This window comes from Azospirillum sp. (assembly GCF_035628975.1).
Classification (GTDB): domain Bacteria; phylum Pseudomonadota; class Alphaproteobacteria; order Azospirillales; family Azospirillaceae; genus Azospirillum.
The window spans coordinates 16801-30461 of sequence record NZ_DASPIS010000030.1; the positions used below are offsets into that span (position 1 = coordinate 16801).

Annotated in this window: 18 protein-coding genes and 1 other RNA gene; 10 read left to right on the top strand and 9 right to left on the bottom strand. The window is 67.7% G+C overall.

Going from position 1 to position 13661, the window contains the following annotated elements; translation table 11 throughout:
* Nucleotides 1–79 precede the first annotated feature (79 nt).
* Nucleotides 80–373, bottom strand: a complete 294-nt coding sequence (locus VD964_RS06055; protein ID WP_324866595.1) for a hypothetical protein — start codon at nt 371–373, stop codon at nt 80–82.
* Nucleotides 374–548: 175 nt separating this feature from the next.
* On the opposite strand from VD964_RS06055, the gene VD964_RS06060 reads away from it, so the two are divergent.
* A complete protein-coding gene (locus tag VD964_RS06060) occupies nt 549–743 on the top strand; it encodes a hypothetical protein (protein ID WP_324866597.1) in 195 nt (64 codons plus the stop codon).
* Nucleotides 744–817: 74 nt separating this feature from the next.
* Entirely contained in the window at nt 818–1018 is a 201-nt protein-coding gene (locus VD964_RS06065) for a hypothetical protein (RefSeq protein ID WP_324866599.1), read from the top strand.
* Nucleotides 1019–1207: 189 nt separating this feature from the next.
* On the opposite strand, the gene gatA is transcribed toward VD964_RS06065, so the two are convergent.
* The 4 genes from gatA to VD964_RS06085 all read right to left on the bottom strand — a co-directional run bounded on the left by gatA (nt 1208) and on the right by VD964_RS06085 (nt 4007).
* Complete coding sequence (gene gatA / locus VD964_RS06070; RefSeq protein ID WP_324866601.1) at nt 1208–2689, bottom strand: Asp-tRNA(Asn)/Glu-tRNA(Gln) amidotransferase subunit GatA; 1482 nt, start codon at nt 2687–2689, stop codon at nt 1208–1210.
* The gene (gatC, locus tag VD964_RS06075; RefSeq protein WP_014248134.1) at nt 2689–2976 is read right to left on the bottom strand and encodes an Asp-tRNA(Asn)/Glu-tRNA(Gln) amidotransferase subunit GatC; all 288 of its coding nucleotides are present in this window, start codon (nt 2974–2976) and stop codon (nt 2689–2691) included. The genes gatA and gatC overlap by 1 nt, the downstream gene beginning before the upstream one ends.
* A gap of 87 nt (nt 2977–3063) precedes the next feature.
* Entirely contained in the window at nt 3064–3381 is a 318-nt protein-coding gene (locus tag VD964_RS06080; protein ID WP_324866604.1) for a hypothetical protein, read from the bottom strand.
* Nucleotides 3382–3464: 83 nt separating this feature from the next.
* On the bottom strand, nt 3465–4007 hold the full coding sequence (locus VD964_RS06085) for a GNAT family N-acetyltransferase (RefSeq protein ID WP_324866606.1): 543 nt from the start codon (nt 4005–4007) through the stop codon (nt 3465–3467).
* 73 nt (nt 4008–4080) lie between these two features.
* Between VD964_RS06085 and ruvX the strand changes: the two genes are divergently transcribed.
* Nucleotides 4081–4626 carry a Holliday junction resolvase RuvX gene (ruvX, locus tag VD964_RS06090; RefSeq protein WP_414637101.1) on the top strand — a complete coding sequence of 182 codons (546 nt, stop codon included), beginning with the start codon at nt 4081–4083 and terminating at the stop codon, nt 4624–4626.
* Nucleotides 4627–4645: 19 nt separating this feature from the next.
* Here ruvX and VD964_RS06095 read toward each other — a convergent pair whose 3' ends face one another.
* Both VD964_RS06095 and thyX read right to left on the bottom strand, forming a co-directional pair.
* Nucleotides 4646–5080, bottom strand: a complete 435-nt coding sequence (locus VD964_RS06095; protein ID WP_310112897.1) for a tetratricopeptide repeat protein — start codon at nt 5078–5080, stop codon at nt 4646–4648.
* Nucleotides 5081–5096: 16 nt separating this feature from the next.
* Nucleotides 5097–6038, bottom strand: coding sequence for an FAD-dependent thymidylate synthase (gene thyX / locus VD964_RS06100; RefSeq protein WP_324866609.1), 942 nt, complete (start codon nt 6036–6038; stop codon nt 5097–5099).
* 114 nt (nt 6039–6152) lie between these two features.
* On the opposite strand from thyX, the gene ssrA reads away from it, so the two are divergent.
* The 3 genes from ssrA (at nt 6153) to VD964_RS06115 (ending at nt 7486) form a co-directional block, all read left to right on the top strand.
* Nucleotides 6153–6513, top strand: a transfer-messenger RNA (tmRNA) gene (gene ssrA, locus VD964_RS06105).
* Nucleotides 6514–6591: 78 nt separating this feature from the next.
* Nucleotides 6592–7089, top strand: coding sequence for an SspB family protein (locus VD964_RS06110; protein ID WP_324866611.1), 498 nt, complete (start codon nt 6592–6594; stop codon nt 7087–7089).
* A 13-nt stretch (nt 7090–7102) separates the two neighbouring features.
* Nucleotides 7103–7486 (top strand): TfoX/Sxy family protein, encoded by a 384-nt coding sequence (locus VD964_RS06115; RefSeq protein WP_324866613.1) that lies wholly within the window; start codon nt 7103–7105, stop codon nt 7484–7486.
* Between the two features lie 130 nt (nt 7487–7616).
* Here VD964_RS06115 and VD964_RS06120 read toward each other — a convergent pair whose 3' ends face one another.
* Both VD964_RS06120 and def read right to left on the bottom strand, forming a co-directional pair.
* Complete coding sequence (locus VD964_RS06120) at nt 7617–8312, bottom strand: COQ9 family protein (RefSeq protein WP_324866615.1); 696 nt, start codon at nt 8310–8312, stop codon at nt 7617–7619.
* A gap of 24 nt (nt 8313–8336) precedes the next feature.
* On the bottom strand, nt 8337–8888 hold the full coding sequence (gene def / locus VD964_RS06125; RefSeq protein WP_324866617.1) for a peptide deformylase: 552 nt from the start codon (nt 8886–8888) through the stop codon (nt 8337–8339).
* A gap of 204 nt (nt 8889–9092) precedes the next feature.
* Here def and rpsU point away from each other — a divergent pair, with 204 nt between their 5' ends.
* The 4 genes from rpsU (at nt 9093) to pdeM (ending at nt 13604) form a co-directional block, all read left to right on the top strand.
* On the top strand, nt 9093–9296 hold the full coding sequence (gene rpsU / locus VD964_RS06130) for a 30S ribosomal protein S21 (protein WP_012974546.1): 204 nt from the start codon (nt 9093–9095) through the stop codon (nt 9294–9296).
* A gap of 205 nt (nt 9297–9501) precedes the next feature.
* A complete protein-coding gene (gene panB, locus VD964_RS06135) occupies nt 9502–10335 on the top strand; it encodes a 3-methyl-2-oxobutanoate hydroxymethyltransferase (protein WP_324866625.1) in 834 nt (277 codons plus the stop codon).
* A gap of 60 nt (nt 10336–10395) precedes the next feature.
* Complete coding sequence (locus tag VD964_RS06140; protein ID WP_324866627.1) at nt 10396–12897, top strand: ligase-associated DNA damage response DEXH box helicase; 2502 nt, start codon at nt 10396–10398, stop codon at nt 12895–12897.
* Nucleotides 12897–13604: a ligase-associated DNA damage response endonuclease PdeM gene (gene pdeM / locus VD964_RS06145; protein WP_324866629.1), complete on the top strand. Its 708-nt coding sequence runs from the start codon at nt 12897–12899 to the stop codon at nt 13602–13604. Before VD964_RS06140 ends, pdeM begins: the two co-directional genes overlap by 1 nt.
* Nucleotides 13605–13661 lie beyond the last annotated feature (57 nt).

Sequence of the window (13661 nt, forward strand, 5' to 3'; positions counted from 1 at the left end):
CCGATCGAGTACAAGATGTACTACTCGGTTTGATGTTGCCTCGCGGCGTCCGGCAACGGGCGCCGCGGTTGGTCACGCATCATTCGAAAGCCGCTCCCGGTTCGCGCCGGGGGCGGTTTTCTTTTTTTGCCTGTTCGATCCAGACGCCGACATCGGGCGGCGCGCAGCCCTTGCGTTCGGCGCAGTCCGCCTTGACGCATGTGCAGGCGGGGAACAGGCAGCCGTCGCCGTTCAGGTCGGTTGCCCGCACCGCGAGGTCGTAGCGGACGCCGCGCATGATCGCGGGGCCGGCGGTGCTGTGGCGTTCGTAATGCTCCACGACATGGCGCACGCGGGTGAGCAGTTCTCGCCGTTGATCGTGTCCCGGGTCCATACAGTCGCCCCCAGTCGCCGGTGATTGCAGCCATGAACAGGGACGCCCGAAAGGCGCATCCTGTTCCGGCATCCAAGCGCAGTACGGCGCAAGGGGAACTCAACGCACAGGAATGATGCGGCGGCCCGGCTGTTGGCACGCCAGTGAACGACATGAGTGACCAGGATGGGAGAGCATGATGGATCGCGATCGGCTGCACCGCGTCGCCAAGGCCCTGGGCGACGTCCGCCTCTACGAGAAGCACCATACCGGTGAATTCATCACCATGCGGCTGCGCGACTCCCTGGCCGACAATCCCGGCTACGACAAGGAGGAGGTGGACAAGAAGCTGCTGGAACTGGCACGGGTCGCACTGGAAGCGGCGGAATAAGCGCGGCGGGGGTGACGAAGCGGCGGGCGGTCTGTTGGTGAGGGTGAAGCGTCCACCAGAGGGAGAATGCCGCCATGGCCGAGGAAAAGACGTCCGATATGCCGCAGAATGATCGGGCCGGCGGTGACCGTCCCGCCACCAAGCCGATCCCGGTGAAGCCGGCGGTCGAGCCGATGAGCGACAAGGACGAAGCACCGCCGGGCACGCCGGGCACGGGCGAGAACATCGATCCGAAGACCGGCGAGAGCTATGTGCAGGGGATCGGCGGGGCTTGATGGGTAGGCGTCGGCTTACGAAGCTCCCTCCCTAACCCTCCCCCGCTCTCGGCCGGCCGAAGGCCGGTCCGATCACGGGAGAGGGGATCATCGTCCCATTGCGAACTCATTTGTTCCTGCCAAAGCTCAATCACAAATGAAAAGGGCCGGCTCCTGCGAGCCGGCCCTTTCGCATTCAACGCACCCGCGTCACGCCATGAAGGGCGGAACCGCGGTGAAGTTGGCGGCCTTCTCGACGACATGGCCGACGCGCAGCAGCGTCTCCTCGTCGAAGGGGCGGCCGATCAACTGCAGGCCGAGCGGCAGGCCGTCGGCGCCCAGGCCGGCGGGGACCGACATGGCCGGCAGGCCGGCGAGGTTGATCGGAACGGTGAAGACGTCGTTCAGGTACATCTGCACCGGATCGTCCATCTTCTCGCCGATGGCGAAGGGCGTGCTGGGGGCGGTCGGCGTCAGGATGACGTCGCAGCTCTTGAACGCCTCGTCGAAGTCCCACTTGATGCGCGTGCGCACCTGACGGGCCTTGTTGTAGTAGGCGTCGTAATAGCCGGCCGACAGCACATAGGTGCCGATCAGGATGCGGCGCTGCACTTCCTTGCCGAAGCCGGCGCCACGGGTGTTCTCGTACATTTCCTTGAGGTTGCCGCCCTCGACCCGCAGGCCGTAGCGGACGCCGTCATAGCGTGCGAGGTTGGACGACGCCTCGGCCGGCGCGATGATGTAGTAGGCGGCCAGCGCGTATTTGGTGTGCGGCAGGCTGACCTCGACCGGCTCGGCACCGGCCTCCTTCAGCCAGGCGATGCCCTGGTCCCACAGCGCGGCGATCTCCGGCGACAGGCCCTCCACCCGGTATTCCTTCGGGATGCCGACGCGCAGGCCGCGGATGTCGCCGGTCAGCGCGGCGCGGAAATCCGGCACCGGCATGTCGACGGAGGTGGAGTCCTTCGGGTCGAAGCCGCACATGGAGCGCAGCATGATCGCCGCATCCTCGACCGTGCGGGTCATCGGCCCGGCCTGGTCCAGCGAGGAGGCATAGGCGACGATGCCCCAGCGCGAGCAGCGGCCGTAGGTCGGCTTGATGCCGACGGTGCCGGTGTAGCCGGCCGGCTGGCGGATCGAGCCGCCGGTGTCGGTGCCGGTGGCGCCCAGCGCGGCGCGCGCGGCGATCACCGCGGCGGAACCGCCCGACGAGCCGCCGGCGACGATCTTCTTGTCCCAGGCGCCGGGCGCACCGGGGCTCCACGGGCTGACCGTCTCGCCCTGATGGGCGGTGATGGTGGCGGAGCCCATGGCGAACTCATCCAGGTTCACCTTGCCCAGCATGACGGCGCCGTCGCGCCACAGCTGGGAAGTGACCGTGGATTCATACTCCGGCTTGAAGCCGTCCAGGATGTGGCTGCCGGCGGTGGTCGAAACGCCCTTGGTGCAGAACAGGTCCTTCACCGCGATGGGCAGGCCGTCCATCGGCCCGGCCGCGCCCTTCGCGCGGCGCTCGTCGCTGGCCTTGGCCATCGACAGGGCGGCGTCGGGGGTCTCTGTGATGAAGATGTTGAAGGGCCGCACGGCCTCGACCGCGCGCACATGCGCCTCGGTCAGTTCGACCGCGGTGAACTCCTTCTTGGCGAGGCCGTCGAGGGCCTCCGCCATCGTCAGATGCGTGAGCGCCGTCATCACTCGACCACCTTGGGCACGACGTAGAAGCCTTCGGCCGTTTCCGGACCGTTCGACAGGACCTGCGCGGCGTAACCGCCGTCGGTGACCTCGTCCTTGCGGCGGCGCAGCTTTTGCGCGGCCACGCTGGTCATCGGCGGCACGTCCTTCGTGTCGACCTCGTTGAGCTGTTCCACGAAGGTCAGAATCTGGCTCAGTTCCCCAGCCAGGGATTCCAGTTCCTCGTCCGGCACCTTGATGCGGGCCAGATGCGCGATCTTGGCCACCGTGGCCTTGTCGAGCGACATGCCTCTACTCTCTTCCAAAACATTGGAAATCGGCCGCGAAGCTATCACCCGCGCACGCGCACCGCAACGTTTGCGGCCCGCGACCCCTCAGAAGGCGTCCGGATTTCCCGAAGCAGGGCCGGCAACCAGCGCCAGGGGGCATCCGCAGGACCGGCAGGAGGTCTGCCGGAGCACCTGCAGCACCCGGACATCGGGCAACGCCAGCCCAAGCGCGCGTTCCACCGCGGCGATCTGGCGCTTGTGGTCGGCGCTGGCGCCGCAGGCCACATCCAGCATGGCGCCATAGTCGGACCGCGGCTGGGCCGTGATCGCCCTCGCCCCACCGGCCGCGAAAAGGCCGGCACCGCCGGCAGCCAGCCCGGTCAGCACCGCACGCCGGTTCGCACCCACCCCTGTCCTGCTCATCCGTCCGCTCCGTCGATGGGATGACCGACTATACTCCGCACGGGCCGGGGCGCCAGCGGCCGAATGATCAAGCAAGTGGACGCTCAGGCGGCGATGCGCGATGCAGACTGCCAGCTGGCATGGTCCATGCGCAGCTTGAACAGCGCGATCGGGTCGCCCCAGGGCGTCACCCGCGTCTCCAGCGCGATCGGCGTCAGGCCGAGCTTGGCATAGAGCAGCAGGGCCGGCGTGTTGGTGTTGAAGCAGTAGAGGGTCAGTTCGGGCAGGTGGTGGTGGTCGAAGGCGCGGCCGATCATCGTCCGCACCAGATATTCGGCGATGCCGCGGCGGCGCAGGGTCGGGTCGACGCTGACATTGCCGATGCTGGCGGTCCGGCCGTCCTCGAAAGTGGCATAGTTGGCATAGCCGACGACCCGTTCCCGCCCGTTTTCGGACAGGGTCACGACGGTCGGGTCGCGGCGGGTGCCGAGCGTGGCCCGGACCTGATCCGGGGTCAGCGGCCAGACCGCGCGCGGGAACAGGAAATACAGTTCTTCCGCGCTACGGGGGAATCCGCAGATGGTCGGGATGTCGCCGTCGGCAAGCGGCCGGTGCGACAGGATGGGCGGGGTCGATGCGCAGCTCATGATTAGAAGAATAAGTATCTTGAACAACAACTCAAGCGATCTTGCGGTGACAAGGCTGCGGCCCTATGGTCGGGTGATGATCCACACCCTCTCCGAACTCGCTGCCCGCCTGGGCAAAAACCAACGTTTGCTTGGCCTTGACGTCGGCACCAAGACCGTCGGGCTGGCGGTTGCCGATCCGGGACTGATCGTCGCATCCCCGATCGGCACGCTGAAGCGGACCAAATTCACCCAGGACGCGCGCGAGCTTGGCAAGACCATCCGCGACTACGGCATCGGCGGTCTGGTGGTCGGGCTGCCGCTGAACATGGACGGGACGGAGGGGCCGCGGGCCGAATCGGTGCGCGCCTTCGCCAAGAACCTGCTGGAGCGCCCCGACCTGCTGGGCTGGGAGGCCGAGATCGCCTTCTGGGACGAGCGGCTGTCGACCTCGGCGGTGGAGCGCTTCATGATCGGCGAGGCCGACATGACCCGCAAGCGCCGCGACGAGGTGGTGGACAAGATGGCCGCCGCCTACATCCTGCAAGGCGCGCTCGACATGCTGGCCAACCAGCGCCGCCTCGCCGCGGAAGCGGAGGAAGACGACGACCGGGACGACGATTACGACGACCTGGGCTGAAACGGGTTTCGGCGACAGTTCAATCAGAGACAGCCGGCCGAAGCAACGCGGCGCGGCGAAGCAGCCCCGCCGGGTCAACTCCCTGTGACCACAGCAGGGCGCCGGCTTTGACCAGAGCGGCTGGCGTAGCAGGGGTGAGCGCCAGCGCCCGGCAGTAGCACCCCTCCGCCAGAGCGACATGGCCGGCGACGGCCAGCTTTTCCGCCGCCGCCAGCAGGCCATCCATTGCCATGGCGAGATCGCCGTCGAGGTTCAGCGCCCCGGCGAACGCCTGCACCGCAGCCGGCAAATCGCCTTGGCTTTCCAGCACCAGCCCGTAGGTGGCCCACCAGACGGCGACGCCGGGGCGGGCTGTGATGGCCTGGGCAATCAGTTCCTGCGCCTCGGCCCAGCGGCCGGCCTGCGCAGCGATCAGGCCTTGGCGGTAGATGCTTTCGGCCTGATCCGGCGTCATCGTCTTACGTCCGTTCTTACGAGTCGCTGCGGCCGAGCTGGTCCATCAGCTCGCGCCATTCGCGCTTGGACAGGCCGCTGGCTTCCTGCGTTACCGGCTCGCCGGCCAGCAGGCGCTTCACCACGTCCAGCCCGGTGCGCGACAGGTGGGCGCCGCCCATGCGGTATTCCGTGAACGACTCGAAGACCGCCGGGACCCAGCGCTTCACCACGTCCAGCATGGCGTCGGCATAGACGCGGATCTCGTACTGGGCGTGGGCATCGGCGCGCAGCGACAGGAAATGCAGGAGGTTGTGGAGATCGACCTTCCAGTACCACTGCGTGTAGTAGTTCAGTGACAGGTTCATCCGCGCCAGCTCGCGCGCCAGCCCCTGGCGGGACGGGTCGATGACGGTGCCGTCCTCGCGGTGGTTCAGCATCTCTTCATAGTGGTTGTAGGCGCGCTTGGAATCCTCGCGCAGCAGCCGCATGACGTCGGCCGCCTCCTCGCCCTCCAGCACGTCGCCGCGGCCCTGGCGGTTCACCACGGCCTGGGCGCCCAGCTGTTCCGGCGCCGGCACGTAGAACTCGCGGTCGAGGATGGAGTAGCGTGCCGAATATTCGTTCACGTTCGCGGTGCGGTGGCGAATCCACTGGCGGGCGACGAAGATCGGCAGCTTCACATGGAACTTGATCTCGCACATCTCGAACGGGGTCGAGTGGCGATGGCGCATCAGATACTTGATAAGGCCGGAATCCTCGCTGACCTTCTTGGTGCCCTTGCCATAGGACACGCGCGCCGCCTGCACGACCGCCGCATCGTCACCCATATAGTCGATGACGCGGACGAAGCCGTGGTCCAGCACGTCCAACGGCTGATAGAGGATTTCCTCCAGGGCCGGGACGGTGGCGCGGCGAGTGGTGGCGGTGACGGCGCGCAGGCGATCGATTTCGTCGCGCTGCTCGGGCGTGATCGGCATGGTGACTCCGGGGTTACGGTGCCGGCTGTCTTACCAGACCGCGTGGCTATCGGGAACGGTGAACGAACGGTTCGGCCCGCGTCAACGCAACGCATTCGGCGATCATGCACACACCCCCTTCCCTTGCCGGACCGGAGTGCCTATATTCGCGTCGTCGGTTCGCCGACTATGGCGATAAACGCCTTGTGGAATAAGCGTTGTGGACCCGGGGGCGGTACCCGGCGCCTCCACCAACCATACACCGGACTCGTTGACCGGGGTCGTTGGGGGCGAAATAGGATCGACACGCGTGGTAAAGGCATGGTTTTCGCTCGGCATGGTTCCGCCGTTATCGGGCCGTTGCAATAGTTGCCAACGACAACGTTGCTCAGGCTCGCCTCGCTGCCTAACGGCGGCTGGTAGCCTAAACCTAATCCCCGAGGGTTAGCGCCTAAGGGTGGGGCCGTGGGCCGCCTAGCAACAGAAGGCCCACACCTCTTCTTCCCAGCGTCCGCAACCGGCCTTTCCGCCGGCGGGACGCCAGACCGATGCGTTATCAGGGATCCGCCCAAGCATGCCGAAAGAGCAGCTCCGCTATGACCGCATGGTCGAGACCGCGTTGCGCGGCGTTGTCCGCGACGCGCTGACCGAGGTTGCCGAGCGCGGCTTGCCGGGCAATCACCATTTCTACCTGACCTTCCGCACCGGTTTTCCCGGCGTCGATATTCCGGACTATCTGGCATCCCAGTATCCCAACGAGATGACCATCGTCCTGCAGTTCCAGTACTACGGTCTGGACGTCACGGACGATCATTTCGAAGTGACGCTGAGCTTCAACAACGTGCATGAGCGGCTGGTGATCCCCTTTGCCGCCATCACCACCTTCGCCGACCCGTCGGTGAATTTCGCGCTGCAGTTCCAGCCGCTGGCCGCCGCCGAATCGGCGGAGGTCTCCTCCATCCCGCCCCGCCCCGCTGCCGAGCGCGCCGAGGAAAAGGTGGAGGAAGCCGCTCCGGCCGAAGAGCCCAAGCGCGGCGAGGTCGTTGCGCTGGACGCCTTCCGCAAGAAGTAACCGTCTTCCACAAATGCCCGCCCAACCGCCCAGCGAATATGTCGCCACGCTCTGCGAGATGATGGCGTCGCTGGGTGACGTGCGGGCGCGCCGCATGTTCGGCGGCTATGGCCTGTCGATCGACGGGCTGACCTTTGCGCTGGTCGCGGACGAGACGCTGTATTTCAAGGCGGACGACGTGAACCGCTCTGCGTTTGCGGAGTTGGGCCTGGAGCCCTTCCGGCCGATGCCGGACAAGCCGACCCCACCCTGTCCTACTACCCGCCGCCCGACTCGGCCCTGGACGACCGCGACGAACTGCTGCCCTGGGCACGGTCCGGGTTCGGGGCGGCTTTGCGGGCCGCCGCGAAGAAGGCGGCGAAGGCGGGGCGGAAGAAGAAAGCCCTCTCCCCTATAGTCCCCTCTCCCCCCCGGGGAGAGGGTTAGGGTGAGGGGGAAGCGCGGCGAGGATTCTCGGGAAAAGCACGCAGTGCATCCCCCTCACCCCGACCCTCTCCCCGGGGGGAGAGGGAGAGTCACGCATCCCCTCAGATATTCTCCGCCATGTGGACGGTCGCGTTGCTGGCCTGGGCGCTGGTGGTGCGCTGACGCATCTGGCGGGCGAAGCGCAGGGGGTTGGGGAGGAAGTTCAGCATCGAGCCGAGCTTGCCGACCGACGAGGTCGCCTTGCCCACCGCCATCACATCGGCCAGCCGGCGGTCGATGAAGGCGCGGGTCTCCACATGCCCTTCCGACTTGTCGTCCAGCCAGTAGAAAGTGGAGGAGCTGACCACCGCCGACAGCAGCGCCCGCTTGGTATAGTGGTTGTAGTCGGTGGAGGTGTCGCCGGCGGCGAACCACATGGCGTCCACCGTGCGGTAGAGCAGCCGCAGGCCGAGCGCCACATTCTGGGGCATGGCCAGATAGGAGAGCTGCCGGCGCTTGGCCTCGCGGTAAGGCTCCAGCACCTCGAAATAGGTGCGGACGGCGAGAGAGATGCGCTCGCGCACCTTCATCTCGGCCAGAGGCTGGGCCTCCAGCCGGTCGAGCATCTGGCGGTCGGTCCAATCGGCGAAATGCTCGACCGCGTCGGTCACGCCGCCGGGGAAGGCCCGCAACATCGCGGAGGGCTCGTGGCCGGCCATCTGGGTGCCGTCGCGCAGGGCCTGCAGGCTCCAGCCGTCGAACACCACATTGGGCAGGCTCGCCACCAGGATATCGTCGCGAAGCTTGTCGATGCTCATGGCCAACTCTCCCTGCGCCCGCCCTCAGGTCCGGGACGGCGCGTCCGTGGCCGCGGCGAGCGCGGCGTTGATATGATGCATCTCCTCGGTGCAGACGAGGAGCCGCAGATCGTCCATGCGATCAAGATAGAGCACGCCATCCAGGTGGTCGACCTCGTGCTGGACCACACGGGCATGGAAACCGGTTGCCTCGCGTTCGATCCGGGCGCCGTCCAGGCCGTAACCGCGATAGCGGATGCGCCCATAGCGCGGCACCAGACCGCGCAGGCCCGGGATCGACAGGCAGCCCTCCCAGCCCAGAACCTTGTCGTCGGTCAACGGCTCGATCACCGGATTGACCAGGACGGTGTTCGCCACCTCCTCCCCTTCGCCGCGGTCGGCGGGAACGCGGAAGACGATGATCCGGCGCGACTCCGAGATCTGCGGCGCAGCCAATCCCACTCCGGGAGCATCCAGCATGGTGGCGATCATGTCGGCCGCCAGCCGGGCGACGGCGGGATCGGTGGGGTCGGCGATGGGCTCCGCGATCTTGCGGAGCACGGGATTGCCCATCCGGGCTATTGGAAGCACTGGCATGCCGCTATATCTGGAGTGTGGATGGGGCTGGAGCAACCGTTTCCTGTGGGTTCCTGCCCGGCCCATGCTTGCGGACCGAAGACTCCCCTTCACAAAGGCGATGGGGCGTGCTACACACTGCGCCCACACAAGGGGTGCGCCCGCCGCGCATGCCTATTTGTTGCCTTTGCGCAACATGCTTCACTTGGAAGGGTGACGGTTAACGTGCAAGTTCTGGTCCGAGATAACAACGTCGATCAGGCCCTCCGCGCGCTCAAGAAGAAGATGCAGCGCGAGGGCATTTTCCGTGAAATGAAGCTCCGCCGTAACTACGAGAAGCCCTCGGAGAAGCGTGCGCGTGAGAAGGCTGAAGCGGTGCGTCGCACCCGTAAGCTGCTCCGCAAGCGGATGGAACGCGAGGGCTACTAATCGTCGGTCGCTTTTAGCGACTGCGATGGGCGCGTGTGATGCGCGCCCAAGACCCCTTGTGTCTTGCACCCGACCGTCCCGCGATCTTCGCGTGGGCGGTTTTGGTGTATCTGCGCCATTCTGCGTGGCCCGATTGTGCGCCGGGCAAGCGTATTGAATGCTCCGCGAGCCATTGCGCCGCAGCCAGTACCGGAGAGGCCCGATCATGAGTGCGTCCAACCTCACCGCCCGCCAGTCGGTCCCGGCGCTGCGTGCCCGCAAGGGAGGCGAGCCCATCGTCTGCCTGACCGCCTACACCGCTCCGGTGGCCCGGCTGCTCGATCCGCATGTCGATCTCCTGCTGGTCGGCGACTCGCTGGGCATGGTGGTCTATGGGCTGGACAGCACGCTGCCGGTGACGCTGGACATGATGATCGCCCATGGGGCCGCCGTGGTCCGCGCGTCCGAGCGCGCCTGCGTCGTGGTCGACCTGCCCTTCGGCAGCTACCAGGAAAGCAAGGAGGCGGCCTTCCGTGCCTCGGCCCGCGTGATGGCGGAGACCGGCGCCCAGGCGGTCAAGCTTGAAGGCGGGCTGGAGATGGCGGAGACGGTGGCCTTCCTGACCGCCCGCGGCATCCCGGTGATGGGACATGTCGGGCTGACGCCGCAATCCGTGAACACGTTGGGCGGCTACAAGGCGGTCGGTCGCGATGCCGAAGCGGCGGAGCGGATCGCCGCCGATGCCCGCGCCATCGCCGAGGCCGGCGCCTTCACCCTGGTGATCGAAGGCACGATGGAGCAACTCGCCCGCCGCATCACCGAAGAGGTGGCGATCCCCACCATCGGCATCGGCGGCTCGCCGGCCTGCGACGGTCAGGTTCTGGTCACCGACGACATGCTGGGCCTGTTCGGCGCTTTCCAGCCGAAATTCGTCAAGCGTTACGCCAATCTCGGCGAGTCGGTGAGCGAAGCCGCCGCGACCTATGCCGCCGAGGTGCGGACCCGCGCCTTCCCGGGTCCGGAGCACTGCTTCGGGGTGAAGAAGGCGGCGGCGGTTTAAATCCCTCTCCCGCACTTCGTTCTTCCTCCGTTCCAGGCGATCCGTTACAGTCCGGCCGCCATGGATGCCCCCTCCCCTGCCCTGATCCCGCCCAACGTCGCCGCGTGGTTCCGGTCGCGCGGCTGGGCGCCGCACCCGCATCAGGTCGCCATGGTGGAGGCTGCCGAGCGGGGCGAGAGCGCGCTGCTGATCGCGCCGACCGGCGGCGGCAAGACGCTGGCCGGCTTCCTGCCCTCGCTGATCGAACTGGCGGAACGGCCGCGCGAGGGCCTGCACACCCTCTACATCTCGCCGCTGAAGGCGCTGGCCGTCGATATCCAACGCAATCTGGAACAGCCCATCGCCGAAATGCGGCTGCCGATCCGGGCGGAAACCCGCACCGGCGACACGCCGGAAGCCAAGCGCAAACGCCAGCGCACCCATCCACCGCACATGCTGATGACGACGCCGGAAAGTCTGGCGCTGCTGCTGTCCTACACCGACGCCGACCGGCTGTTCCGCAACCTCCGCTGCGTCATCATCGACGAGTTACATGCGCTGGCCGGCACCAAGCGCGGCGATTTGCTGGCGCTGGGTCTGGCGCGGCTGTCGCGGCTTGCCCCTGCCGCCCGGCGGGTCGGGCTGTCGGCCACGGTGGCGGAGCCGGAGCGGCTGCTGGCCTGGCTGTCACGGCGCGGCCGGCATGACGGAAGCGACTCCGACGACGTCCGCCTCGTCCTCGGCCGCTCCGGCGCGCAGGCGGAGGTGGAGATCCTGACCTCGCAGGAGCGGGTGCCCTGGGCCGGCCACATGGCGATGCACGCCATGAAGGAAATCTACGAACGCGTCCGCCGCCAGCGCACCACCCTGCTGTTCGTCAACACCCGCGCCCAGGCCGAGCTGGTCTTCCAGGCGCTGTGGCGGGTCAATGACGACAACCTTCCCATCGCGCTCCACCACGGTTCGCTGGCGGTGGAGCAGCGCCGCAAGGTCGAGGGCGCCATGGCGCGCGGGGAGTTGCGGGCGGTGGTCGCCACCTCTTCGCTGGATCTGGGTATCGATTGGGCGGCGGTGGACCTCGTGGTGCAGATCGGCGCGCCCAAGGGGTCGAGCCGGCTGGTCCAGCGCATCGGCCGCGCCAATCACCGGCTGGACGAACCGAGCCGCGCCCTGCTGGTCCCCGCCAACCGGTTCGAGGTGCTGGAATGCCGCGCCGCGCTGGAGGCGGTGCACGACCACACGCTGGACGGCGAGGCGCCGCGGCCAGGCGGGCTGGACGTGCTGGCGCAGCATCTGCTCGGCATGGCCTGCGCCGCCCCCTTCCTGCCTGATGAACTCTACGAGGAGGTGGTCTCCGCCGCCCCTTATGCCGCGATGACCCGCGACGAATTCGACGACGTGCTGGATTTCGTCGCAACCGGCGGCTACGCGCTCGGCGCCTATGAACGCTTCCAGCGCTTGAAGCTGCGCGAAGACGGCCGGATGGCTGTGGCTGGGCCGGCGGTGGCGCGCCAGTACCGCATGAATGTCGGCACCATCACGCAGGAGGCGCTGCTGCGCGTCCGCCTGAACCGCGGCCCGGTGCTGGGCGAGGTGGAGGAGTATTTCATCCAGGGCCTGACCCCCGGCGACACCTTCCTGTTCGCCGGCCAGCTTTTGAAGTTCCTCGGCGTGCGCGAGATGGAGGCGCAGGTCGCCAAGGGCGGCACCGGCGATCCGAAGGTCCCCGCCTATGCCGGCGGGCGGCTGCCGCTGACCACCCATCTGGCCGAGCGGGTGCGCGCCATGCTGGCCGATCCGCGCCAGTGGGACGGGCTGCCGGAGGATGTGCAGGAATGGCTGCGGCTGCAGCGCTACCGCTCCGTCCTGCCGAACCGCGACGGGCTGCTGGTGGAAACCTTCCCCAAGGCCGGCAAGCGCTTCCTCGTCGCCTATGCCTTCGAGGGACGGAACGCCCACCAGACGTTGGGCATGCTGCTGACCCGGCGGATGGAGCGCTTCGGATTGGGGCCGCTGGGCTTCGTCGCCACCGACTATGTCCTGGCGGTGTGGTCGCTGCGGTCGCCCACGGATATGGACGCGCTGTTCGACCAGGACATGCTGGGGGACGATCTGGAAGCCTGGATGGATGAGTCGTCGATGCTTCGGCGGACCTTCCGCAACGTGGCGCTGATCGCCGGGGTGATCGACCGCCGCCATCCGGGGCAGGAGAAGACCGGGCGGCAGGTCACCTTCTCCTCCGACCTGATCTATGACGTGCTGCGCAAGCACGATCCCGGCCATGTGCTGCTGCGGGCGACGCGGGCCGATGCGGCGGGCGGGCTGACCGACATCCGCCGCCTGTCCGATTTCCTGGCGCGGGTGCGCGGGCGGATCACCCACAAGGATCTCGACCGCATCTCCCCGCTGGCGGTGCCGGTGATCCTGGAGATCGGGCGCGAGCGGGTGGACGGCAGCGCCACCGACGAGCTGCTCGCCGCCGCCGAGGCCGAATTGCTGGCGGAGGCGATGCCGGAACTGGCCCCGCCCAAATCGACCGCTGCCAAACGTGCCAAACCGGAACAGGGCCGGTTGATCCTGTGATGAGCCTCACTGAGAGCACCGGCCACGCGGCGCTGACGCTGTGCGGCGCCGATCTGCTGGCTGACGCGTCGGGCGCGCTGCTGTGGCCGGCGGAGGGCATTCTCGCCGTCGCCGACCTGCATCTGGAAAAGGGCTCCGCCTTCGCCGCGCGCGGGCGGATGCTGCCGCCCTACGACACGCGGGCGACGCTCGACCGGCTGGCGGAGTTGATCGCTCTGACGCGGCCGGCGCGCGTGCTGTGCCTGGGCGACAGTTTCCACGACCGCCGCGCGGCGGAGCGGATGGACCCGGCCGATGTGGAGCGTCTGCGCCGCCTGACCGCCGCCGTCGCCGACTGGGTGTGGATCACCGGCAACCACGATCCCGAACCGCCGCAGGGGCTCGGCGGCCGGGTGGCGGCGGAGCTGTCCATCGGCCCCCTCACCTTCCGCCACGAGGCGCAGCCGGGCGCGGTGGGCGAACTGTCGGGCCACCTGCACCCGGCGGCTGCGCTGGCGCTGGCCGGACGGCGGGTGCGCGAGCGTTGCTTCGCCCATGACGGCGCCAAGCTGATCCTGCCGGCCTTCGGCAGCTTCACCGGCGGGCTGAACGTGCTGGACGCCGCCTTCGACGGGCTGCTGGCGCGGCGGTTCGAGGTGCTGATGACGGTGCGCGGCCGGGTCTATCGCTTCCCCTGCGCCCGTTTGTCGCCGGACCGCGCGCGCTGACGCTCTGGCCGAAGCGTGAGCGCGGCCTATATCGGTTGGTCCGGAGTAGACCAACCG